Origin of the sequence: Streptomyces sp. NPDC050743 (genome assembly GCF_044456925.1) — a bacterium.
Lineage (GTDB): Bacteria > Actinomycetota > Actinomycetes > Streptomycetales > Streptomycetaceae > Streptomyces.
In genome coordinates, this window is sequence record NZ_JBITGJ010000003.1 from 204,211 (window position 1) to 226,672 (window position 22,462).

The 22,462-nt window shown below is 69.8% G+C and carries 24 protein-coding genes and 1 tRNA gene; 12 read left to right on the forward strand and 13 right to left on the reverse strand.

The genetic code is table 11. The features are described 5' to 3' along the window. Positions 1-90 precede the first annotated feature (90 nt). Complete coding sequence (locus ACIBJF_RS05135; RefSeq protein WP_399172308.1) at positions 91-402, reverse strand: DUF6412 domain-containing protein; 312 nt, start codon at positions 400-402, stop codon at positions 91-93. A gap of 86 nt (positions 403-488) precedes the next feature. Here ACIBJF_RS05135 and ACIBJF_RS05140 point away from each other — a divergent pair, with 86 nt between their 5' ends. Further along, positions 489-1,325, forward strand: a complete 837-nt coding sequence (locus ACIBJF_RS05140) for a serine hydrolase domain-containing protein (protein WP_399172310.1) — start codon at positions 489-491, stop codon at positions 1,323-1,325. A 27-nt stretch (positions 1,326-1,352) separates the two neighbouring features. On the opposite strand, the gene ACIBJF_RS05145 is transcribed toward ACIBJF_RS05140, so the two are convergent. Then, a complete protein-coding gene (locus ACIBJF_RS05145; protein WP_399172311.1) occupies positions 1,353-1,880 on the reverse strand; it encodes a winged helix-turn-helix transcriptional regulator in 528 nt (175 codons plus the stop codon). A 155-nt stretch (positions 1,881-2,035) separates the two neighbouring features. Here ACIBJF_RS05145 and ACIBJF_RS05150 point away from each other — a divergent pair, with 155 nt between their 5' ends. Next, the gene (locus ACIBJF_RS05150) at positions 2,036-3,436 is read left to right on the forward strand and encodes an MFS transporter (protein WP_399172312.1); all 1,401 of its coding nucleotides are present in this window, start codon (positions 2,036-2,038) and stop codon (positions 3,434-3,436) included. 7 nt (positions 3,437-3,443) lie between these two features. On the opposite strand, the gene ACIBJF_RS05155 is transcribed toward ACIBJF_RS05150, so the two are convergent. Beyond that, positions 3,444-4,241 carry a class E sortase gene (locus tag ACIBJF_RS05155; RefSeq protein WP_399172314.1) on the reverse strand — a complete coding sequence of 266 codons (798 nt, stop codon included), beginning with the start codon at positions 4,239-4,241 and terminating at the stop codon, positions 3,444-3,446. Positions 4,242-4,484: 243 nt separating this feature from the next. Between ACIBJF_RS05155 and ACIBJF_RS05160 the strand changes: the two genes are divergently transcribed. The 3 genes from ACIBJF_RS05160 to ACIBJF_RS05170 all read left to right on the forward strand — a co-directional run bounded on the left by ACIBJF_RS05160 (position 4,485) and on the right by ACIBJF_RS05170 (position 10,411). Next, positions 4,485-5,960: a beta-1,6-galactanase gene (locus tag ACIBJF_RS05160; protein WP_399172316.1), complete on the forward strand. Its 1,476-nt coding sequence runs from the start codon at positions 4,485-4,487 to the stop codon at positions 5,958-5,960. 69 nt (positions 5,961-6,029) lie between these two features. Continuing rightward, positions 6,030-7,046, forward strand: coding sequence for a hypothetical protein (locus tag ACIBJF_RS05165; RefSeq protein WP_399172317.1), 1,017 nt, complete (start codon positions 6,030-6,032; stop codon positions 7,044-7,046). Between the two features lie 227 nt (positions 7,047-7,273). Further along, a complete protein-coding gene (locus ACIBJF_RS05170; protein ID WP_399172464.1) occupies positions 7,274-10,411 on the forward strand; it encodes a DUF3427 domain-containing protein in 3,138 nt (1,045 codons plus the stop codon). A gap of 13 nt (positions 10,412-10,424) precedes the next feature. On the opposite strand, the gene ACIBJF_RS05175 is transcribed toward ACIBJF_RS05170, so the two are convergent. Both ACIBJF_RS05175 and ACIBJF_RS05180 read right to left on the reverse strand, forming a co-directional pair. Next, positions 10,425-10,640 carry a hypothetical protein gene (locus tag ACIBJF_RS05175; RefSeq protein ID WP_399172318.1) on the reverse strand — a complete coding sequence of 72 codons (216 nt, stop codon included), beginning with the start codon at positions 10,638-10,640 and terminating at the stop codon, positions 10,425-10,427. 59 nt (positions 10,641-10,699) lie between these two features. Continuing rightward, complete coding sequence (locus ACIBJF_RS05180) at positions 10,700-11,398, reverse strand: ATP-binding protein (RefSeq protein WP_399172319.1); 699 nt, start codon at positions 11,396-11,398, stop codon at positions 10,700-10,702. Here ACIBJF_RS05180 and ACIBJF_RS05185 point away from each other — a divergent pair. Then, on the forward strand, positions 11,292-12,137 hold the full coding sequence (locus tag ACIBJF_RS05185; protein WP_399172320.1) for a helix-turn-helix domain-containing protein: 846 nt from the start codon (positions 11,292-11,294) through the stop codon (positions 12,135-12,137). The two genes, ACIBJF_RS05180 and ACIBJF_RS05185, sit on opposite strands and share 107 nt — an antisense overlap. After that, on the forward strand, positions 12,137-12,334 hold the full coding sequence (locus ACIBJF_RS05190) for a DUF397 domain-containing protein (RefSeq protein ID WP_399172321.1): 198 nt from the start codon (positions 12,137-12,139) through the stop codon (positions 12,332-12,334). Before ACIBJF_RS05185 ends, ACIBJF_RS05190 begins: the two co-directional genes overlap by 1 nt. Positions 12,335-12,520: 186 nt before the next feature. Here the strand turns inward: ACIBJF_RS05190 and ACIBJF_RS05195 are convergent, their stop codons facing one another. Beyond that, positions 12,521-13,000 carry a DUF2267 domain-containing protein gene (locus ACIBJF_RS05195; protein ID WP_399172465.1) on the reverse strand — a complete coding sequence of 160 codons (480 nt, stop codon included), beginning with the start codon at positions 12,998-13,000 and terminating at the stop codon, positions 12,521-12,523. A gap of 67 nt (positions 13,001-13,067) precedes the next feature. Between ACIBJF_RS05195 and ACIBJF_RS05200 the strand changes: the two genes are divergently transcribed. Then, positions 13,068-13,232, forward strand: coding sequence for a hypothetical protein (locus ACIBJF_RS05200; RefSeq protein ID WP_399172323.1), 165 nt, complete (start codon positions 13,068-13,070; stop codon positions 13,230-13,232). Here the strand turns inward: ACIBJF_RS05200 and ACIBJF_RS05205 are convergent. Further along, positions 13,222-13,647, reverse strand: a complete 426-nt coding sequence (locus ACIBJF_RS05205) for an Hsp20/alpha crystallin family protein (protein ID WP_399172324.1) — start codon at positions 13,645-13,647, stop codon at positions 13,222-13,224. The two genes, ACIBJF_RS05200 and ACIBJF_RS05205, sit on opposite strands and share 11 nt — an antisense overlap. A 169-nt stretch (positions 13,648-13,816) precedes the next feature. Here ACIBJF_RS05205 and ACIBJF_RS05210 point away from each other — a divergent pair, with 169 nt between their 5' ends. After that, positions 13,817-14,119 carry a hypothetical protein gene (locus tag ACIBJF_RS05210; protein WP_330339730.1) on the forward strand — a complete coding sequence of 101 codons (303 nt, stop codon included), beginning with the start codon at positions 13,817-13,819 and terminating at the stop codon, positions 14,117-14,119. Positions 14,120-14,186: 67 nt separating this feature from the next. Here ACIBJF_RS05210 and ACIBJF_RS05215 read toward each other — a convergent pair whose 3' ends face one another. Continuing rightward, positions 14,187-15,140 carry a GlxA family transcriptional regulator gene (locus ACIBJF_RS05215; RefSeq protein WP_399172325.1) on the reverse strand — a complete coding sequence of 318 codons (954 nt, stop codon included), beginning with the start codon at positions 15,138-15,140 and terminating at the stop codon, positions 14,187-14,189. A gap of 152 nt (positions 15,141-15,292) precedes the next feature. Here ACIBJF_RS05215 and ACIBJF_RS05220 point away from each other — a divergent pair, with 152 nt between their 5' ends. Then, positions 15,293-15,736: a hypothetical protein gene (locus ACIBJF_RS05220; RefSeq protein ID WP_399172326.1), complete on the forward strand. Its 444-nt coding sequence runs from the start codon at positions 15,293-15,295 to the stop codon at positions 15,734-15,736. Positions 15,737-15,749: 13 nt separating this feature from the next. Here the strand turns inward: ACIBJF_RS05220 and ACIBJF_RS05225 are convergent, their stop codons facing one another. Together ACIBJF_RS05225 and ACIBJF_RS05230 are read right to left on the reverse strand one after the other, a co-directional pair. Continuing rightward, the gene (locus tag ACIBJF_RS05225; RefSeq protein ID WP_399172327.1) at positions 15,750-17,327 is read right to left on the reverse strand and encodes an MFS transporter; all 1,578 of its coding nucleotides are present in this window, start codon (positions 17,325-17,327) and stop codon (positions 15,750-15,752) included. Positions 17,328-17,404: 77 nt separating this feature from the next. Further along, on the reverse strand, positions 17,405-18,721 hold the full coding sequence (locus ACIBJF_RS05230; protein ID WP_399172328.1) for a DUF445 domain-containing protein: 1,317 nt from the start codon (positions 18,719-18,721) through the stop codon (positions 17,405-17,407). A 208-nt stretch (positions 18,722-18,929) separates the two neighbouring features. Between ACIBJF_RS05230 and ACIBJF_RS05235 the strand changes: the two genes are divergently transcribed. Together ACIBJF_RS05235 and rdgB are read left to right on the forward strand one after the other, a co-directional pair. Further along, complete coding sequence (locus ACIBJF_RS05235; protein ID WP_399172330.1) at positions 18,930-20,264, forward strand: SGNH/GDSL hydrolase family protein; 1,335 nt, start codon at positions 18,930-18,932, stop codon at positions 20,262-20,264. A gap of 46 nt (positions 20,265-20,310) precedes the next feature. Further along, positions 20,311-20,913: an RdgB/HAM1 family non-canonical purine NTP pyrophosphatase gene (gene rdgB, locus ACIBJF_RS05240; RefSeq protein WP_399172331.1), complete on the forward strand. Its 603-nt coding sequence runs from the start codon at positions 20,311-20,313 to the stop codon at positions 20,911-20,913. A gap of 51 nt (positions 20,914-20,964) precedes the next feature. On the opposite strand, the gene ACIBJF_RS05245 is transcribed toward rdgB, so the two are convergent. The 3 genes from ACIBJF_RS05245 to ACIBJF_RS05255 form a co-directional block, all read right to left on the reverse strand. Then, positions 20,965-21,048, reverse strand: a tRNA-Leu gene (locus tag ACIBJF_RS05245). Next, positions 21,048-21,689 carry an HNH endonuclease signature motif containing protein gene (locus ACIBJF_RS05250; RefSeq protein ID WP_399172333.1) on the reverse strand — a complete coding sequence of 214 codons (642 nt, stop codon included), beginning with the start codon at positions 21,687-21,689 and terminating at the stop codon, positions 21,048-21,050. Before ACIBJF_RS05250 ends, ACIBJF_RS05245 begins: the two co-directional genes overlap by 1 nt. A gap of 27 nt (positions 21,690-21,716) precedes the next feature. Further along, positions 21,717-22,379 (reverse strand): HNH endonuclease signature motif containing protein, encoded by a 663-nt coding sequence (locus tag ACIBJF_RS05255; RefSeq protein WP_399172335.1) that lies wholly within the window; start codon positions 22,377-22,379, stop codon positions 21,717-21,719. Positions 22,380-22,462: the final 83 nt, after the last annotated feature.

The window sequence follows — 22,462 nt, forward strand, 5'->3', positions numbered from 1 at the left end:
GTGAGCCCTCCGGGGGTCTCGTCGTGCCGGAAGTGAGCAGAGCGGCATGACGACCCGCGCGGGGTCACGCGTACAAGGGACGGACGTGCCCTACGCGGCGGTCGCCGGAAGGGCGTGCCCGGGTGCCCTGGGCCGGCGCCGGCCGGGCGCGTCGGGATCGCGCTGGGGCAGGAAGGCGGTGCGCCGGGCCCGGTCGCGGATCGCCGTACGCACCCGGGTGGGCGGGACCGCGGGCGCACAGCGGGCGGCGATCAGCGCACAGGCGGTGAACGCGGCCCCGGCCGCGGCGGTCGCGGCGAGCGCCACGGTCGCGGAGAGACTGCCGGTGTCGAGGAGCACGAGCGGCAGCAGCACCAGCAGCAACGGGGCGAGCGCGCGCGACCGCGCGAGACTGCGGACCACCCGGCTTCCCTCCCCACGCTCTCAACCACCAACGCCTGCTTGCCCTTTATACAGGTAGACCTGACCGAACGTCTGAAGGGCCCCGCATGCCGCGCACTCCCACCTGCGTCCTGAGTGACTCGTCTCCCGCACGTCTCGCGGGCGGTCACGCGGTGGACCGGTTCGTCGAGATCGGTTCCTTCACCAAGGTGCTCACCGGTACGGCGCTCATGCGCATGGCCGCCGCGGGCCTGCTCGACGTCGACGACCCCGTCGAGCTCTGGCTCCCCGCCGCCCCGCGCACCGGCATCACGCTGCGGCACCTGGCCGAGCACACGTCCGGGCTGCCGCGCCTCCCGCCCGGCACCGGGGGCCGCGATCCGTACGCCGCGTTCGACGGCGACGCCCTGCGCCGGCTGCTCGGGCGGCTGGACGGGGTCGTGGTCCGGCCGCCGGGAGAGCAGGAGGAGTACTCCAACCTCGGGTACGCCGTCCTGGGCGCGGCACTGGCTGGCGCGGCCGGTGCGCCGTACGGGGAACTGCTCGCCGAGCACGTGCTGCGGCCGCTGGGCGTCCACGAGGTGAGCGCACGTCCCGAGCCAGGCCGGCGCCTGCTGGCTCCCGGGTTCCTCAGCAGGGAGCGCAGGCCCTGGACCATGGACGGGGCGATCCTTCCGGCGGGCGGCCTGTGGGCGACCCCGCGTGCGGTCGGCGAGCTGCTCGTCCGGCTGGTGATCGAGCGCCGGCTGGGAGATCCCGCTCCCTCCTGGCAGTCGGCGGGCGCGCTGCTCTGGCACAACGGCGCGACCCGACACGCCTCGGTCTTCGCCGGGGCCATGACGGACGGCCGGTGGGTGGTCGTCCACCGGCTGGGCGGCCGGCCGGAGGAGACCGACCAGGCCGGCGTCGACATCCTCAGGGGCGCCGGCTCGGGCTCCTCCTGACCGGCCGGCTCACAGCACGGCCTGTGGTCAGGCGGGTTCCGTCTCCAGTGGCTCCAGCAGCCGCTTCGGCTTCAGCAGCGCCCGGCTGACCGGGTCCGCCGGGTCCGGGTCGAGGCCCGGGCCAGGCTCCATGACCACGTCCTCGACCGGTACGACGACCCCGCAGGCGGGGCATTCGCCGTACGACCCGAGGTCCGTACCGCAGGCCGCGTGCCGGAAGTACCGCAGCTGTGTCTCGGTGAAGTGCTCGCGGCCCCACAGGCCGAGGGCGCGCAGGGTGGGCCACAGGGCGATGCCGGTCTCGGTGAGGACGTACTCGTCCCGCGGCGGCGACTGCTGGTAGCGGCGCTTTTCGAGGATGCCCTCGGCGGTCAGGGTCTGCAGGCGGGCGGCCAGGACGGCGCGCGGGATGCCGAGGTGGACCAGGAAGTCGTTGTAGCGCCGCACGCCGTAGAGGGCGTCCCGGACGACGAGCAGCGTCCAGCGCTCGCCGACGATCTCGAGCGCGCGGGCGATCGAGCACTCCTGTGTCGCGTAGTCCTTGCCCAGTGCCATGCCGTCCACTGTAGCCACTTTCCGCCAGGTTGGTTCGGTGACCGAACCCACGGTGTTACGGTGGTGGAGTCAGGTCAGTTCAATGAACGAACTGACCGTTGGTTCGCCGAGTGATCCACACGTCACCGCAGGCCCCGGAAGGACAGGACCACGCCATGACCGGCATCGACTCCGCCACCACCACCCCCGCCGCCACCGCCGTACGCGGCACGAGCGCCCGCGACGCCCCCGCGCGCCCCCGGGCCACCCTCGCCCTGACCAGCGCGGCCACCGCCGTGGCGCTGATGACGTACACGGCCCCGATGGTCACGCTCCCGGACACGGCGGCCGCCCTGCACACCCCGCTCTCCGGCCAGGCCTGGCTGCTGAACGGCACCCCGCTGGGCCTCGCCGCCCTGCTGCTGGTGGCCGGCAGCCTCGCCGACGACTACGGCCGCCGCCGCGTCTTCCTCGCCGGCACCCTGGCCCTCGGCATCACCACCGCCCTCGCCGCCTTCACCACCTCGACCTGGCAGTTCACCCTCGCCCGCATCGCCCAGGGCGCGGCGAGCGCGGCGATCCTGGCGAGCAGCCTCGGCCTGCTGGTGACCGCCTTCCCCTCGGCGCGCGGCCGGCTGCACGCGACCGGCGTGTGGGGCGCCTTCGTCAGCGGCGGCATCGCGGTGGGCCCGCTGGTCGCGGGCGCGCTGCCGACCTGGCGGGTGGCGTACGGCGTGCTGGGCGCCGCCGCCGTCGTCGTGGCCGTGCTGGGCACCCGCGCGCTGGCCGAGTCCCGCGCCCCGCGCGGCGGCCGCCCGGACGTCCTCGGCGCCCTGACCTTCGGCCTCGCCCTGGTCGCCCTGGTGGCGGCCCTGACCCTGGGCCGCGACGGCTGGCTGCGCGCACCGGTGGGACTGCTGCTGGCCGCCGCCGTCCTCCTGATCGCGCTCTTCGCCGCCGTGGAACACCGGACCGGCGCGCCGATGATCGACCTCGGCCTGCTGCGCCACGCCCGCTTCCTGGCCTCGGGTGCCGGCGGCCTGTTCACGGGCCTCGCGGTGATCGGCATGTTCAGCTTCCTGCCGGCCCTGCTCCAGCAGACCCTCCGGCTGTCCCCGATGGGCACGGCCTGGCTGCTCCTGCTCTGGTCCGGCCTGAGCTTCGCGGTCGCCCTCCAGGTCAAGCACCTGGCCGGCCGTGTCGCGCCGCGCGCCCAGCTGGCCATCGGCTTCGCCCTGCACACCGCCGCCGTCCTGACCATGCTCGGCGCCCTGGCCTCCGGCTCCTGGACCCGTCTGCTCCCCGGCCTGATCATCAGCGGTGTCGGCAGCGGCCTGCTCAACGGCGCCCTGCCGCTGCTGGCCGTCGAGTCGGTCCCGCGCGAACGCGCCGCGATGGGCTCCGGCGCGCAGCAGACCTTCCGCTACATCGGCTCCTGCGCCGGCGTGGCCCTGACCATCGCCCTCGCCACCTCGTCCGGAAACCTGGCCCACGGCGCGAACATCGCCCTGCTGGTGTCGGCGGTGCTGGCGGCGGTCGGGGCGGTGAGTGTGATGGTGCTGCGCGAGCGGACGTAGCGGCGCGCTAGCGGGGCCGCATGGACACCAGCTTCTCCCACACCGCCATCCGGTAGCGCGAGGTGAACTCGGGGGTGCAGGTGGTCAGGGTGATGTAGTAACCGGGTGAGTCGTAGCCGTAGGACGGCCGGACGAGGGAGCGCGGGACGGGCCGGACGACCCCCGAGTCCGTCGCGGAGGTCTGCGGCAGGATCTGGTCGACGTCGTACGTGTACGTCGCCGTCCCCGTCTCCACCTCGATGTCGTCCCCGCGCCGCAGCCGGGGCAGGTACCGGAAGGGCTCACCGTGCGTGTTCCGGTGCCCGGCGAGCGCGAAGTTGCCCGCCTGCCCCGGCTGCCCGGTCCCCCGGTAATGGCCGACGTACCCCTTGTTGAGGACGTCGGCCTTGCTCACACCCTCGGCGACGGGGACGCGCAGTCCGAGCCGGGGGATGATCAGGACGGCGTACGCCTGGGACCGCCGAGGGGGACCGACGGGCTTGTACGACCGCTGCGGCGCACGGGAGGCGGAAGGGTCCGGGGCCGGTGCGGGGGTCGTGGGCGCGCCGGAGGCGGTGGGCGACGGGGCCGCGCCACCGGCGCCGTACCCCCCATGGCCCCACTCCCGCTCCAGCGCCTCCACCTGCCGTTCGGCGCCGCGCCGGGCCTCCCGGTTGGTCCACCACAGCTGGTGCACGACCAGCAGCATGAGCAGCACACCGACGGTGACGAGCGCCTCGGCCCCGCCCCACAGCGCGCGCCGCCGCCGGGCACGCCGACGCCGATCGCTGTGCCGTACGACCCGCACGCCCGACCATGCCGGCATCCGCACCCACCTCCACGGACCCCCACGGGAGCCGCCCGCAGGGTAGGCGCAACGGGCACAACTGGCCATAGTCACAAGCGGATCGCCGACTCCGATGGCTTCCTCAACGGGTTTTAGAAAGCACTGTCGGAACCCTCGACAACCCCACCCGCCACCCCGATGCTTCCTGCTGCCGGAGCACGCAACGCAAAAAGCGGAGAGCCGGAAGGCGAAGAGGCCGGAAAGCGGAGAGGCGGAGAAGCCATGATCCGACGCAGAACCCTGCTGGCCGCGGCGGGCGGGGGCATCCTGGGCAGCGCCCTGGCCACGGGCACGGCGAGGGCGGACGCGACGATATCGGTCAACCCGTCGACCGCCTACGGCACTTGGGAGGGCTGGGGCACCTCGCTGGCCTGGTGGGCGAACGTCTTCGGGGCGAGGGACGACTTCGCCGACATCTTCTTCACGACGAAGACGACGACGTACGGCGGCACGGCGCTGCCCGGCCTGGGCCTGAACATCGCCCGCTACAACCTGGGCGCGTGCAGCTGGAACAGCGTGGGCGGCGAGTCGATGGCCGCCTCTCCCGACATCCCGTCGTTCAAGCAGATCGAGGGCTACTGGCAGGACTGGACGAACGAGGACCCGGCGTCGTCGTCCTGGAAGTGGACGGCGGACGCGGCACAGCGCGCGATGCTGCAGAAAGCCACCCAACGCGGCGCGATCTCCGAGCTCTTCGCCAACTCCCCCATGTGGTGGATGTGCCTCAACCACAACCCCTCGGGCGCCTCGGGCGGCGGCAACAACCTCCAGTCCTGGAACTACCGCCAACACGCCTCCCACCTGGCGTCGGTGGCCCTGTACGCGAAACAGAACTGGGGCGTGACCTTCACGACGGTGGAGGCCTTCAACGAACCGTCCTCCTCCTGGTGGACGGCGACGGGCACCCAGGAGGGCTGCCACATGGACGCGACGGTCCAGGCGGCCGTACTCCCCTACCTCCGCAGCGAGCTGAACAAACGCGGCCTGACGGCGACGAGGATCTCGGCGTCGGACGAGACGAGCTACGACCTGGCCCGCACCACCTGGAACTCCTTCTCCTCGACGACGAAGGGCTACGTGGACCGGGTGAACGTCCACGGCTACCAGGGCTCGGGCGGCCGCCGCGACCTGCTCTACACGGACGTGGTGACGACCGCGGGCAAGGCCCTGTGGAACTCGGAAACGGGAGACGGCGACGCCACGGGCCTGACCCTGGCCGGCAACCTCCTCTACGACTTCCGCTGGCTGCACCCCACGGCCTGGGTGTACTGGCAGGTGATGGACCCGAGCGCGGGCTGGGCGACGATCGCGTACGACGCGGGCACCCTGCAGCCGGGCGCGGTGCAGACGAAGTACTACGTCCTCGCGCAGTTCACCCGCCACATCCGCCCCGGGATGACGATCCTGGACACGGGAGCGAGCTACGCGGCGGCGGCCCTGGACAGGCAGGCGAAACGCCTGGTGATAGTCGCGGCGAACACGTCGTCCTCGGCGACGACCCTGACCTTCGACCTGTCCCGCTTCTCCTCCGTGACCGGCGGCTCGGGAGGCGTGGTCCCGCGCTGGAACACGGTGACGACGGGCGGATCGGACCTCTACACCCCGCACTCGGACACATACCTGTCGGGTACATCCCTGTCCGTCGCCTTCGCCCCGAAGTCGATCCAGACGCTTCAACTGGACGGGGTGACGGTGTAGGAGAGATCTCCCAGGAGCCTGACCGGTCCTTACCCCGCCCTGTCACCCCTCGGCAGTACGGTGTCCCCCATGCGCCCCGACACGCCTGCCGAGAACGTCGACCACACCGCCGAAGCGGCACGCCTGGAGCGAACCGCCGGACTGTATCCCGAGGACGCCGAGGCCCTGCTTCTGCGGGCGGCAGCCCACCTCGAACTGTCCGGCGACCGCCCCGCGGCCACCGCGCTCTACGACCGCCTGCTGTCCGCCGCCGACGGCCTGGACAACCCCGCCCTGGTCCGCGCCCTGAAGGCGTCGAACCTCTGGGAGTACGGCCACGAGGCGGAGGCAAGGGCGATCATCGAGGGCCTGCGCACATCCGCCCCCCGCGACCCGGCCCCCTGGGTGATCATCGCCGAGTCCCTGGAGTCCCACGACGAGCTGGAGGCGGCGGCGGAGACCTTCACGCAGGGGGCGGGCCTGCTCCTGCCGGACGGGGACGACACGGAACCCGCACCCGCCACCCACCCCCTCCTCTACGGCCGCCACCGCGTCCGCCGCATGCTGGGCCTGCCCCACGACACCTGGGACACCCTGGCGGACAGGCTCCACACGTCCGCCGTGTCCCTGGACGAGCTCCACGACCCCAAACGCGTCTGGTCCCTGGGCTCGGAGAACCCGGCGGAACTCCAGGCGGAAATCACCCGCCTCCAGGCCGAACTGGGCGCCTACCGGGAGGCCCTCTCCCGCCCCTTCCCGGTAGCGGTCCTGCACTGGCCGGCACCGGAACTGGCGGAACTCCTGTCGGCCTACCCGACCCTGACCATGGAGTACCCCTCCCACGAGACCCACCTGGCGACCATAGAGTCGTCCCTGCGCGAACTGTCGTCCTCCGGCACCGCCAACCTGGGCATCGTCACGGGCACGGTTCCGTCGTACGAGGCTTTCGCCGCCTCGGAGGGCTCATCACCGGAGGACGCGACCCTGCTGCCGCAGTACGCGACGACGCTGGCGGCACGGGGGCGGGCGGCCGCCTGGCCGCCGGGGAGGGGGGCGGGGTGCTGGTGTGGGTCTGCCCAGGTCTATGACGCCTGCCACGGAGCGTAGGAACGCCCCGATCCGCCACGACCGCAAGCCGCGGCCCGGGCCGCCTGCTCGCTTCTTCCCTGTGCTGGAGCGGCCCGGGCCGAGGGTGGCCCGGAGGGCCCCGGTGCCCTGATTTGGGCACACAACCTCCACTTGTCAGTGGCTGCTGTTAGAACTGATCCACATCGGCGCGCAAGGAAGCGCACGAGCACGCGAGGGATCAGGGGGGAGCAGCCGTGGCAGACCTCATGGGCCGATCGGAGCCGATCGCCGGCGTCTACGAGAAGCTGATCACGCATGACGTACGCGACGAGCTGGAGCGATTCGAGGCGGCTGGCTGGAAAGCCATTGACGCCGAGGTCAGCTCGGAGTCCGCTCCCCATGTCCTGGCTCGCTACATCGGTGACGCTGTCGGCCAAAGGCTGGCTCAAGTTCCGGCCGAGGACCGCGTCAGCGTCGCGAACCGCATCCTCGAGGCGCTGGCCGCTACAAACGCTCCGGAATCGAGCGATGCCGAAACCGTCAGCTCCCTCATCGAGGGTCCGCGACAGCTTCTGACTCTCGCGCGGCAGGAGGCTCCGGGCGTCTACGCCTTGCGCCCATTGACGCCTCTGTCCGAGACGTCGCTCATCACCAACTCCCCAGAGGACCTCAGCCTCGGTGCCGAGCTCAGGGCGGAGCTGGCTACGGCAGACCGCATCGACCTGCTTTGCGCGTTCGTGAAGTGGTACGGCATTCGCGTCCTGGAGGACTCGCTGCGCGCCGCGAGGGAACGTGGTGTGCCGATACGCGTCATAACCACCACCTACATCGGCGCCACCGACCGTCACGCGCTCGACCGTCTGGTCCGGGACTTCGGCGCCACGGTCAAGGTCAACTACGAAACGCGTTCCACGCGACTGCATGCCAAGGCCTGGCTGTTCAGGCGTGAGACAGGCTTCGACACGGCGTACGTCGGCAGCTCCAACCTCTCGAAGGCGGCGCTGCTCGATGGGCTGGAGTGGAACGTACGGCTGTCGTCCGTCGCGACCCCTGCCGTACTGAACAAGTTCGAGGCGACCTTCGACGCGTACTGGAACGACATCGCCTTCGAGACATACGACCCCGACCTCCACGCCGAACGTCTCGATGAAGCGCTGGCCCAGGCGAGTGGCACCAAGGCCAGCACGGACCTGAAGATCAACCTTTCCGGTCTTGAGGTGCGCCCCTTCCCCCACCAGCGGGACATGCTGGAGCGGCTCACTGTCGAGCGGGAGCTGCGCGGGCGGCACCGGAATCTTCTGGTCGCGGCGACCGGCACCGGGAAGACGGTGATGGCCGCCCTCGACTACCGCAGTCTGTGCAGCAAGTCGGACGGTGACCGACCGCGGCTGCTGTTCGTGGCCCACCGCAAGGAGATCCTCAAGCAGTCCCTGCGCACCTACCAGGAGGTGCTGGACGATGCCTCCTTCGGTGAACTGCTACACGCAGGGCAGGATCCACGCGACTGGAACCACGTCTTCGCCAGCGTCCAATCGCTCAACGTTCAGCGTCTTGAGCAACTGGTGCCGGATCACTTCGACGTCATCGTCATCGATGAGTTCCACCACGCCACCGCCGCCACCTATCGGCGCGTCATCAACCACTTCACGCCGAGGGAACTGCTGGGCCTGACGGCCACGCCCGAACGGATGGACGGGCTCAACGTCCAAGACGAGTTCTTCGAGGGCCGAATCGCGGCCGAGATGCGGCTCTGGGAAGCCCTGGAGAACGACCTGCTCTGTCCCTTCCACTATTTCGGCATCCCCGACGGCACGGATCTGACGAACCTTGGCTGGCAGAAGGGCTCCTACGCCGACCCGGAGCTGGGCAACCTCTACACGGGCAACCACGCGCGCGCCCGGATCGTGGTGAAGCAGATCCGGGACAAGGTCTCCAACCCTGGCGCCATGCGGGCGCTGGGCTTCTGCGTGACCAAGGCACACGCCCACTTCATGGCGGACTTCTTCCGCAAGGCCGGCTTCGAGGCAGTGGCGCTCGACAGCGACTCGCCGTCTGAAGTGCGCTCCCAGGCGTTGTCCGACCTTCGTGACGGAAAACTCCAAGTGATCTTTTCTGTCGACCTGTTCAACGAGGGTCTCGACATCCCCGACGTCGACACGCTGCTCCTCCTCCGCCCTACCAACAGCGCCACCGTCTTCCTCCAGCAGCTGGGGCGGGGCCTGCGCCGCACCGAATCGAAGCCCGTTCTCACCGTCCTCGACTTCATCGGTCAGCACCGGGCCGAGTTCCGCTTCGAGGAACAGTTCCGAGCCCTGACGAACCTGTCGCGGAACCGACTCCTTGACCACATCGAGCACGACTTCCCCCAGCTGCCGTCCGGCTGCCAGATCATCCTGGAGGGCAAGTCGAAAGACCTCGTCCTCGACAACATCCGGACCCAGCTGGGTGCCACGGTAAAGACACTGGTGAAGGAGGTCCGGGCCTACGGCACGCCCCGCCTCGCCAGTTACCTGCGGGAGAGCCGTCGGGAGATCAAGGAGCTGTACAAGAGCGACAACTCCTGGACGACAGTGCTGCGTCGCGCCGGACTGATCGACGACCCCGCACCCTCTGCAGAGGCCGCACTCCTCAAGCGGGTTCACGCCTTCCTGCACGTAGACGATCCGGAGCGCGCGGAGGCCTACCTCCGCCTTCTCCAGGACGACGCTCCGGCGTACGAAGAGCTCAACCCCACCGACAAGTCGTTCGCCCGCATGTTGTTCTTCAACCTCTGGGACAACGCAGGCGGCTTCACCAGCTTCCAGGAAGGCCTGGAATCGCTGCGGGACCAGCGGGTGTTCCGGGACGAACTGCGGCAGGTGATTGCGCACGTCATCGAGCAGTCCGACCACGTCCCCCTCCCGCTCTCCGGCCCCCTCAGCCACCTCCCGCTGAAGGTTCACAGCGCCTACAACCGCTCCGAGATCCTCGCCGCCCTCGGCGTGGCCCGCTTCGGCGGACAGATGCCCCGCTCCTTCGCACAGGGGGTGCAATGGGTCGAGGAGCTTAAAACCGACGCACTTCTCGTCACGCTGGAGAAGAACGAGAAGGACTTCTCGCCCACCATCCGGTACAAGGACTACGCGTTGAGCCCGACGCTCTTCCACTGGGAGTCCCAGAGCACAATCGCCGCCAACTCCCCCACCGGCCTGCGCTACCAGGAGCACAAGAAACGCGGCAGCCACGTCCTGCTGTTCATGCGGCGCTACAAGAACACCGACATAGGCAAGTCCCAGCCGTGGATGCTGCTCGGCCCGGCCACCTACGAAAAACACACCGGCAGCAAGCCGATGGCGATCACATGGCGCCTGAAGCACGAAGTTCCGGCCGACGTGTGGACGTACTCGGCTATTACTGCGAGCTGACCGACACTGACGATCAGCGGACCTCAACGTCGGCGAGGAAGTGGGTCTGGGCTCGCTCCAGTACCTCGTCGGGGTCCCGGCCGTGTGCCCCGAGCCAGTGCAGGAGATCGGCGATCACGTTGATCGCCGCCTCCTCCGCCACTGCGGTCCCCAGCCGGCCACGCTTCGACCCTGACGGCAGCTTGGCAACGTCGACGTAGAACCCGAGAACGTTGGCGGCCCGATCCACCCGAAGGCCTGCGGTGTGCCCGTCAGGCGCCTTGAGGCCCGTGCGAAGCTCGCACCAGGTCACCTTGCACCCGGGGCAAGGTCGACGCCCCAGCGGTCGGTGATGGCCTCGATGAGGGCCATGCCACGTCCCGACTCGGCATCCGCGTCTACGTCCGTCAACGTCGGCAGGGCCCGGGGGTCTGGGTCGTGGACTTCCATACGCAAGCGGGTCCCGCTCATGGAGACCGCGAGCGTAGTCAGGGTGCCAGGGCCCACGTGCTTGATGACGTTGGCGACGAGCTCACTGACACACAGTTGCGCGGTTTCGCTGAGCTCCTGCAATCCCCAGCGCTCTAGGTGAAGCCGCACGATTCGCCGTAGTGCGGCAACTTCCCCCGCCTCAGCCAGAAACGGCAGCTGCCACGCCCTTCGAGGCACACAACCCATGCAGTCCATGACGTACTCCGCTCTCTCGCTCGGACGGCGGATGACGCTCGATGCGCCAAGTAACCTCACGACAACCAAGAGTTGCATTGAGACTTCCAAAATGGAACTCTCATTTCTCGCGAACAGGAGCACGAGGCACCACAACGCGCCCCCGCGCGCACCACCTTGCAGTCCTCTCCGGGGGCGAGGACGATCTACCGCATGAACAGGAAGGGCCGTGGGCATGGCAGTTGGACCCACCACTCGTAGGCGCCAACTGGGAGCCGACCTACGTCGACTCCGGGAGCTGAAAGGGCTGACCCTGGAGGAGGCGGGGGCGCGCGTCGGCATCTCCAAAGCGACGCTCAGCCGGTACGAGACGAAGGAGGGCACGGTCAAGTGGCCGGCTGTCGATGCCCTCTGCCGTGAGTACGGCGCCACAGACGAGGAGCGCCTGGCACTGGTCGAGCTGGCCAAGGTCGCCAAGATCCAAGGGTGGTGGCGTTCACTCGCTGACCCCATCCCGGAGTCCATGAACCTCATGCTGACCCTCGAAGACGAGGTCGTACGCGAGGACCACTACGCCTGCATGTACGTCCCCGGCCTACTTCAGACGCGGGCGTACGCCGAAGCCGTACACCGGGCCTCGGAGGTGCAGTGTCCGGAGCGCGAGGTTCAGCACATGGTTGATATCCGCATGAAACGCCAGGAGTTGCTGGAGCGAGAGGACCCACCGCACGTCTGGTGTGTGATCGACGAGGCTGCAATCCGCCGGTTGGTCGGCGGTCGAGAGGTCATGCGACAGCAGTTGGCACACTTGCTCGCCCAATCGCAACGGCCCCACATCACGGTCCAGGTACTGCCTTTCGCACGCGGCGCCCACGCGGCAGCGGTAGGCAGCTTCGCCGTCTTGCGGGGGCAAGCGCGGGAACTCGACGTGGTGTACGTAGATCTCATCGGCGGCGGCCTCTTCATGGAGAAGCCGCAGGAACTGGACCGTTATAGGTTGGCGTTCGAGTACCTCAGCGCTCAAGCGCTCGACTTCGAGTCGTCAGCCGAGCTCATCGAGCGGATCAGCAAGGAGCCTTGATGGCAGCGCCCTCAGAACTGCACTGGTTCAAGTCCTCCTACAGCGGTGGCAGCGGGACCGAGTGCGTGGAATGCGCCTACACCGGTGACGACACGCTCATACGTGATTCCAAGGTGACAGGCGGGCCTGTGGTCAGGCTCCGACTTGATACATGGCGTGGATTCACACATGCCATAGCGCATGACGCGCTCAGATAGGCGCCGCATAGAGGACAAAGGGGCCCGGCGCGTGGCCCTTAGAGCGCTGCGTTCGCGTCGGCGATGGAGGGAGCGCGGGCCCCGCATGCATGCACGCCGGAGCGGTTCAGCGGCGGAGGGCAGTTGGTGGGGACCATATGCCGGGCTCGGGCGCCGCAACGGGTGCGGCGCCCGGTATCCGCTGCGTTACGCCGTCGCCGCCAGATCCCCCCGCCCGAAGAGGAGGGCGTAGCCCGGGGGGAGTTGGGTGAGGAGGTCGGTGGTCAGAGGGTCGCCCACCCAGGTCGCCACGACGCTGAGGACCGAGCTGACGTCCCAGCGGGCCGTCGCGGGGGTCGAGCCCTCGATGCGCGTTGCCACCGACTCCACGAACTGCCGTGCCGTCAGGGGGTGGGTCGCGGGGATCTGGGAGGCGATCACCCGGGCCGCTTCCCGGGGGAGGGACTGGGCCAGGGCGACGCGTTCGTCGCCGGTCACGTGGCCGCCCAGGGCTGAGAGGACTATGCGGGTCACGCGTTCCGCCTCCGCCCTCGTGGTGTACTGGCCCGCCTCGCGCACCCGTTCCGTCAGTTCGTGCCAGCGCCTGGTGTCGGCGTCACCGTCATGGGCCACCAGGGGCGACGGGGTGGGGATCGTTGTTCTCGGCTGCGGGGTCGTCACGGTCATCATGCTGGCTCCTCCTCCGGGACGCGTCGAGGCACAGGCAAAGCCAGTACCCCGTAATGCGGGGGACATGAGCGGGAGTTCGGGCAATGTGTGGAATGTGTGGGAGGTGCGGTCCGAGGGGCGGTGGGCGCTCGCCGTGCGGCGCCGGCAGGGCGACGCGTCCCGGGTCCCGCTCGTGACCCGGGACGCTCTGTGCCGTCAGCCGTCCGCCGGGCGGGTGGTCAGCCGCTGATCTGCTTGCGGCCGCCCTCGCCGCCCGCGATCTGGATGCGGCGGGGCTTGGCCGCTTCGGCCACCGGGATGCGCAGCGTCAGGACGCCGGCCTCGTACGACGCGTCGATGCGCTCCGTGTCGAGGGTGTCGCCGAGGAACAGCTGGCGGGTGAAGGCGCCCGTGGGGCGTTCGGCGACGAGCATCTCCGCGTCCTCGGGAGCCGGGCTGCGGCGCTCGGCGCGGACGTTGAGGACGTTGCGCTCCACGTCCAGTTCGATCGACTCGGGGTCGATGCCGGGCAGGTCGAAGTGGACCAGGAATTCGTCCCCCGCGCGGTAGGCGTCCATCGGCATCGCGGCCGGACGCGTGGCGTCTCCGAAGAACTGCTGCGTGAGGCGGTCGAGTTCACGGAAGGGGTCCGTGCGCATGAGCATCACAGGTCACTCCTCTCATCAGGGGCCGGTATGCGATGCCCTACGGCTTCTTATATAACTCTCCGCCGGAAACTTGACAAGCCTCGACTCAGGTTCGAGGGGTGTGGCCGGGTGCGCGTTAGCCTCGGGCTCGGACACAGTGCAAAAGTGGAGTAAAGAGGAGGCTGTCGTGGCCAGGGTTCCCAGTGCAGTCGTCGCCGCGACCGGGCTCGTCGGTGGGTATGGCGTGGCCCGTTGGACCAAGAAGCGGCAGCTGGGCGGGGCCGTCCTGGCCGCCGCCGGGGTCGCCGCCGCCCAGCAGTGGCGGGCGCAGGCGGGCGGGAAGGCCGCCGGTGCGCTGAGCGCCGCCTACCTCGCCGCGTTCGCCGGATCCCACCCACTGGCCAAGAAGGTCGGCGCCTGGCCCTCCGTCCTCGGTGTCGCCGGCGCCGTCGCCCTCGCCTCCTGGGCCGTCGCCGACCGCAAGGCATAAGACGCGGCAGGGCTGAGAACACCGTAGGGGCGGCCCCGTAAGGGCGACCAGCGCGGCGTCGGCCCGGTTACGCCCGCTCCCCCGCCCGGAACGCCCTCCGATACGCCTGCGGGCTCGTCCCCACCACCCTCCGGAAGCGCTCCCGGAAAGCCGTCGGCGAACCGAAACCGGTCTGGGTGGCGATCCGTTCCACCGGGTACGGCGTCGTCTCCAGCAGGTGCTGGGCACGGCGTACCCGGGCCCGGTGCAGCCACTGCAGCGGCGTCGTGCCGGTCTGTTCGCGGAAGCGGCGGTTGAGGGTGCGGGTGCTCATACCCGCCTGGGCCGCGATCTCGTCCACCGTCAGATCACGGTCACAGTGATCCTCCAGCCAGTGCAGCAGCGGCTCCAAGGTGGCGCCCGACGGCGCCGGAGGCAGGTCGTGGACGATGAACTGCGCCTGGCCGCCCTCCCGTTCCAGCGGCATCACCGACATGCGTGCCGCGTGCGCGGCGACCGCCGAGCCGAAGTCCTTGCGGATCATGTGCAGGCACATGTCCAGGGCGGCCGCGGCGCCCGCCGACGTCAGGAACTGGCCGTTGTCGACGTACAGGACGTTCGGGTCCACCGTCACCCTCGGGTGCCGCGCCGCCAGCTCCCCCGCCGCACACCAGTGCGTCGTCGCGCGCAGGCCGTCCAGCAGGCCCGTCGCCGCGAACAGGAACGCGCCCACGCAGATCGAGGCGATCCGCGTGCCGTTCGCCGCCGCCGCGCGAAGCGCCTGCGCCACTCCCGGCGGGAGTTCCTCCGGGGGTTCCGCCACGCCCGGCAGGATGATCGTGTCCGCCTCCGCCAGCGCCTCCAGCCCGTACGGCGCCTGCACCGTGAACGCCCCCGCGCTCACCTCCCCCCGCACCGAGCACACCCGCACCCGGTAGGGCGCCCGGCCGTCCGGCAGCCGCGCCCAGCCGAAGGTGTCGATGGGGGCGGAGAGATCGAAGGGGACGACTCCGTCCAGCGCCAGTACAGCCACGGTGTGCATGGCGGGATCCTAGACTCCCACCGGATTACGGCCAACCGCGCCCATCAGTGCCGTAACCGCAGACACCGACCACTGTCCGCCTGGCGGGAATCCGTCGAATCATGGCACTCTCGCCACTTCTGCAAGATCCGCCCGCCGCCTACCGTCACCCCGTGACCAAGTTCCTCCTCGCCGTCCACGTCCTCGCCGCCATCGTCGCCGTGGGCCCCGTGACCGTCGCCGCCGGCATGTTCCCGCCCGTCGCACGCCGCGCCCTCGCCGCGCCCGGCGATCCCGCTGCCACCGGCACGCTGCACCTGCTGCACCGCATCTGCCGGGTCTACGCCCTCGTCGGCGTCGTCGTCCCGGTCTTCGGGTTCGCCACCGCCGGCGAGATGGGCGTGCTCGGCAGCGCCTGGCTGATCGTGTCCATCGCGCTGACCGCCCTCGCCGCCGTCGTGCTGGCCGCGCTGGTGCTTCCCGCCCAGAACGCGGTGGTGGAGGGCCGGGGCACGAACCCCGCACGGCTCGCCATGTCCACCGGGATGTTCAGCCTGCTGTGGGCCACCGTGACCGTTCTGATGATCGTGCGGCCCGGCTCCACGACAGGCGCCTGAGCGCACAGGGAACCTACGGCGCGCTCGGCGTCGCCGGCGGTGCCGACGGCCCCTGCCCATCCCCCGCATCCCCCAGGCCAGGCGCACCCCGCCCCGCCCCCCTGGCCCGGCTCGCCACCGCCGTCAGCGGGCGGGCGATGTCCTCCAGCGAGCGGCGCTCCGCCCGTACCGCCAGGAAGGCCGCGACCAGGCCCGCCGCACACATCAGGGCCGCCCCGATCGAGAAGGCCAGGACCGTGTCGCCGACCCTGCCCGTCCCGGTGAGATCGGCGAACAGCAGGGGGCCGCTGATGCCGCCCGCCGCCGTGCCGAGCGCGTAGAAGAACGCGATGGACATCGCCCGCGTCTCCATCGGGAAGACCTCGGAGACCGTCAGATACGCGCTGGAGGCACCCGCCGAGGCGAAGAACAGCACCGCACACCAACAGGCCGTCAGCGTGCCCGCGTCCAGCACGCCCCGGTCGAACAGCCACGCCGTACCGAACAGCAGCAGGCCCGACAACAGGTACGTCGAGGAGATCATCACCCGGCGGCCCACCGTGTCGAACAACCTGCCCAGCAGCAGCGGGCCGCAGAAATTGCCGACCGCGATCACCGCGAAGTAGTAACCGGTGTCGCCCGAAGGCACGTCGTAGAACCTGGTCAGGATCGCGCCGAAGCCGAACGTGATCGCGTTGTACAGGAACGCCTGGCCGATGAAGAGGGAGAAACCGAGAACCGCGCGCCTGCGGTAACGGGCGAAGACCGTGCGGGCGATCTCCCTGAACGTCACACTCTCGCGCTGGTGGATCTCCAGCTCACCCCGCGGCTCGGGCAGCCGCACACCCCTCTCCCGCTCCACCCGGCGCTCGATACCGGAGACGATCTCCTCCGCCTCCCGGTCCCTGCCGTGGATCAGCAGCCAGCGCGGACTCTCCGGGACATGCCGGCGGACCAGCAGGATGACCAGGGCCAGCACGGCTCCGAGGGCGAACGTCAGCCGCCAGCCGACGTTCCTGGCCAGCAGATCCGTGTCGAGCGCCACGATCGACAGCAGCGAACCGCCCACCGCGCCCAGCCAGAAGCTCCCGTTGATGATCAGGTCCACCCGGCCGCGGTGGGCGGCCGGGATCAGCTCGTCGATCGCCGAATTGATCGCCGCGTACTCACCGCCGATGCCGAAGCCCGTCAGAAAACGGAACAGGAAGAACCACCAGGCCTCCCAGGAGACGGCCGTCAGCGCCGTGGCCGCCAGGTACACCGCCAGAGTGATCATGAAGAGCTTCTTGCGGCCGAAACGGTCGGTCAGCCGGCCCCAGAACAGCGCACCCGAGCAGGCGCCCGCCACATACAACGCGGCGGCCGTGCCGGTGATCTGGCCCGAGGTGATCGCCACCCCGCTGCCCGGCTCGGCCAGACGGCCCGCGATGTTGCCGACGACCGTGACCTCCAGCCCGTCGAGGACCCACACCGTTCCCAGGCCGATCACGATCGTCCAGTGCCAGCGGGACCACGGCAGCCGGTCCAGCCGGGCAGGGATGTCGGTGGTGACGGTCCGGCCGGTCCCGCCGGGCCCGCCGGTCTGCGGTGACGGCGTCCACGCTGCGGCCATGAGCTCCCTCCTCGCCCGAAAGGCACCCCCCCGACACGAGAAGGGGACGGCACAACGGGTGCCCCCGTCCCCCGGTTTCAGGCGCCCAGCGTCCGCGTCACCACATAGATCAACAACCCCGCCAGCGACCCCACCACCGTGCCATTGATCCGGATGAACTGCAGGTCACGACCGATGTGCGCCTCGATCTTCCGGGTGGTGTGCTCCGCGTCCCAGCTCGCCACGGTGTCCGTGATCAGCGAGGTGATCTCCCTGCGGTACGTCGTCACCACATGCACCGCAGCACCCTCCAGCCAGCGGTCGACCTTCTCCTGCACCTTCGGCTCGGTCGCCATCCGCGTCCCCAGCGACAGCAGCCCGGCCCGCACCCGCATCCGCAGCTCACTCCGCTCGTCCTCGGCCGCCGCCACCACCATCGCCCGTACGGCCGTCCAGGCCGACGCGATCAGATCCTGCACCTCGCCCCGGCCCAGCACCTCACCCTTCAGCCGCTCCACCCGCGCCCGGGTGTCCGTGTCCGACTGCAGATCGGAGGCGAAGTCGGTGAGGAAACGGTCCAGCGCACCCCGCGCCGGATGAGAAGGCATGTCCCGCATCTCGACGACGAACCGCAACAGCTCCTTGTAGACCCGCTCACCGACCTTCCGGTCCACGAACCGCGGCGTCCAGCCCGGCGCACCCCCCTCCACCGCCACCATCACATCGTCCCGGTGCAGCACCAGCCAGTCGTGCGCCCGCGCCACCACCAGGTCCACCGCCCGCCGATGCCCGCCGTCGGCGACGATCCCCTCCAGCATCTTGCCGATGCCCGGCGCGATCTCCTTGGTGTTCGCCCGCCGGGTGATCGCCTCGCTCACCACCACCTGCACATCCCTGTCCCGCAACACGGTCAGCGCACCGCGCAACGCCGTGGCCAGCTCCGCCGTCACCCGGTCCGCGTGCTCCGGCTCGGCCAGCCACACCCCGAGCCGGCTGCCGATGCCCACCGCGCGCAACCGCTGCCGTACGACGTCCTGGGAGAGGAAGTTCTCGCCGACGAACTCCCCCAGCGAGATGCCCAGCTGATCCTTCTTGGTGGGAATGATCGCGGTGTGCGGGATGGGCAGCCCCAGCGGATGCCGGAAGAGCGCGGTCACGGCGAACCAGTCCGCCATCGCGCCCACCATGCCGGCCTCGGCAGCCGCCGCGACATAACCGGCCCAGGGCCCGGCACCCTCGTGCGAGGCGAGCTTGGCCAGGACGTAGACCAGCGCCACGAACAGCAACATGCACGTCGCCGTGAGCTTCATGCGCCGCACTCCGCGCCGGCGCTCCTCGTCGGCCGGGGTGAAGGCCGTCATGGACTTGTACGACACACCCCGCGCCGACGCCGCTTCCGTCTCGGTCGTTTCCATCAGCTCCACCCGTTCAGTTCCACCCGCTCGGTGATCCCGCACACAATTGTCCCTTCCTGACCGACTCCCGGAACGGAACAAGAGTTCCCGGCGTCTGTCAGAAGGGGGGTTTGGGCAGGGCCCTGACAGCTCCCCCGGCCCATGACGCATCATGGGCTCATCAAGATCGGAGCCTCGGGCTCCCATCCCCGAGGAGAACAACACAAGCGTGACCAGACGTCGTGGTTATGCGCTGCTCAGTGCGCTCGTCGCACTCGTCCTGGCCCTGTCCGCCACCATCTACCTCACCGTGACGGCCGACGACGGCACCCCGCGCACCGCCCTCACCGACGACCGCCCCCACCACGGCGCCTCCGTCGCCCCCGCCTCCACCGGCACCTGGGTCGGCGCCTGGTCTGCCTCCCCGGTGGGCGGCGAACCCGGCACCGAGACGACAGGCCTCGCGGGCCACTCCGTGCGCAACGTCGTCCACGCGAACACGGGCGGTACGAGCGTCCGGATCACACTCTCCAACCTCTACGGCCACGAGCCGCTGACCATCACCCACGCCACCATCGCGCTCTCCACCGGCGACGGCACCGCCGCCGCCGACCCCGACACCATGCGCCGCCTCACTTTCAACGGCGCCACCACCGCGGTCATACCCGCCGGCGAACAGATGGCCAGCGACCCCGTACGCCTCGCCGTCCCGCACGACAGCGACGTCCTCGTCAACACCTACTCCCCCGCCCCTTCCGGCCCCGTCACCTACCACCCGCACGCCCGGCAGATCTCCTACGTCGCCGACGGCGACCGCACCGAGGACGCCACCGGCACCCCGTACACCCAACAGACCTCGTACTGGCGCTACCTGACGGCCCTGGACGTCCTCAGCAACGAGGCCGACGGCACCGTCGTCGTCTTCGGCGACTCCATCACCGACGGCATCACCTCCACCATCGGCGCCAACCACCGCTGGCCCGACATCCTCGCCGGCCGGCTGCACACCGCACTCGAAGGCGGACATCAGGTACCCCGCTACAGCGTCGTCAACGAGGGCATCAGCGGCAACCAGGTCCTCGCCGACGGACTCGGCCGGCCCGCCGAGAACCAGAGCGGCCTCGGCCGCTTCGGCCGCGACGCCCTCTCCCACCCCGGCGTCAAGGTCGTCGTCATCGACCTCGGCGTCAACGACATCCTCCGCAACCCGCGACTCGCCGACCCCAACAAGATCATCACCGGCCTGCGCACCCTGGTCCGCGAGGCCCACGCCCGCGGCCTGAAGGTCGTCGGCGCCACACTCATGCCCTTCCAGGGCCACCGCGGCTGGACAGCCGCCCGCGAGACGGTACGGCAGCAGGTCAACGCCGAGATCCGGTCCGGCCGCGTGTACGACGCGGTCGTCGACTTCGACAAGGCGCTCCGCGACCCCTACGCCCCCCGCCGCCTCCGCCCCGACTACGACTCCGGCGACCACCTCCACCCCAGCGACCTGGGCTTCAGCCGGATGGCCACGGTCTTCGACCTGAACACGCTCAAGGGCGCGGGACAGGCGGAACTGTAGGCACGGGGCGGAACCCCAAGATGCGGGGCGAGGAATACTGGCGGGCATGACCCGCTTGATCCTCGCCACCCGCAACGCCGGAAAGATCACCGAGCTGAGGGCGATCCTCGCCGACGCCGGACTCCCCCATGAGCTGGTGGGCGCCGACGCCTACCCCGACGTCCCCGACGTCAAGGAAACCGGCGTCACCTTCGCCGAGAACGCCCTGCTCAAGGCCCACGTCCTCGCCCAGGCCACCGGCCTCCCCGCGGTCGCCGACGACTCCGGCCTCTGCGTCGACGTCCTGAACGGCGCCCCCGGCATCTTCTCCGCCCGCTGGGCCGGCCGCCACGGCGACGACAAGGCCAACCTGGACCTCCTGCTGGCCCAGCTCGCCGACATCGCGGACGAACACCGGGGCGCCCACTTCGCGTGCGCGGCGGCGCTCGCCCTGCCGGACGGGCGCGAGCGGGTGGTCGAGGGCCGGCTCCAGGGCGTACTCCGGCATGCTCCGGCAGGCACGAACGGCTTCGGCTACGACCCGATCCTCCAGCCGGAGGGCGAGACGCGCACCTGCGCCGAGCTGACCCCCGAGGAGAAGAACGCGATCAGCCACCGGGGGAAGGCGTTCCGGGCGCTGGTGCCGGTGGTTCGGGAGCTGTTGGGCTGAGGACACGGAAACGGCCTGCGAGTCGCGCTTTCGATTCGCAGGCCGTTGGCGTGCGGCGGAAGGGATTCGAACCCTCAAGCCCGGTCAGGGGCCACAGGACCTAAACCTGCTGCGTCGCCATTGCGCCACCGCCGCTAGTCGCCTGTCATCGTACCGGGAGTGGTCCGTTGCCTTCTGCCGCCCCTGCACCAGGTGCTGGTGATCGCATGGCAATTGGGGCAGAGCAGCCGCAGGTTCTCCCGCCGGTTGTCGCGCCAGTCCCCGTTGATGTGGTCGACCTCCAGCGTCATCGGTTTGCCTAGCCACTCAGGGCCGACCCCGCATCTGGCGCATTGCTCAGGAACGCCCACTTCACGGAGCGCACGCCGAAGGCGCTCCGTCGCGATCCGGTGTCCGCGATCGTGCCGCACCAGTACTTCTTCCGGCCGCTTGGTATTCGTACCCGGCTTCCCTCGCTGATGCGCTTGGCCGAGAAAGTGGGCGGTATCGAGGCCGTCTTCGGTGATCCACTTTCGAAGCATCGCGCGTTGACCACCGTTGTTCGTGCGACCGAGTCGGCGAAGCACCTCGGCGATGGATGCCGACGCATCGACCGCCGCCCGTAGCTCGTCCTGCGTGGGCCGCACTCGCCTGCCCGTAGGTGTGAAGTGCGAGATGTCGATGCCGAAGTCGGCGAATCGCTTTGCGAGATACCGACGGGCATTGGCGTACGGCCGGGTACCCAAGAAGGCGATGACCTCATCCAGGTTCGAGCACTGTGCGGCTGCCTGGGCCAACCGCTCGCGTGTGCTGCACTCCGCTGCTCATACGGCGTCTGCCCGCGCACGTCCCTTGCCGCGCCCTCGGTAAGTGTCGGTGGTCGAGTGGCAGTTGGGGCAGAGGAACCGCAGGTTCTCGACACTGTTGTTGCGCCAGTCGCCGTCAATGTGGTCGACCTCAAGCGGTAGCGGCTCGCCGTGCCAGACCGGCTCCATACCGCACAAGGCGCAGCGCTCCTCCACGCCCAGCTCGATCATCGCCCTCTTGAGTCGCCGGCTCGGGATGCGCCGAGCATGCGCCGATGTGTCCTGGACAAGGATCTCTTCAGCGCTTCGGCGACGCTGGTTGTACCTCATCCGTTCGGTTCGGAGCACAGACGTGAAGTGCGAGGTGTCGATTCCGTACGCCTTGATCCGTCGAGCGATGTTGGCCTGGTGACCACCCACGGAGTCGAGCCCGAGTCGACGCACGACCTCGTTGATGCTCGCGGACACCGCGACGACCGGCTCAAGAATCTCCCGCGTCCACTTCACCCCCTCCCGCTCGAAGTGCGCGACATCCACGCCGAGTTTCCTCATCCGCTCCAGGACGTACCGCCGCGTCGGGCTCCTCGGATCCACCCCCAGCCGCTCCAGCGCCTCCGACAACGTCCGCGCTCCGCGAGCCGCTTCTTCCAGCCGTTCCCTGGTGTACGCGCCGGACCCCATCGAGCCCTCCGTTTCCGGGCGTGCGTTCGCCGCCCGTACGGAGTAACGAACCGGTTATCGGACAGTCACGCACGGAAAGAGGA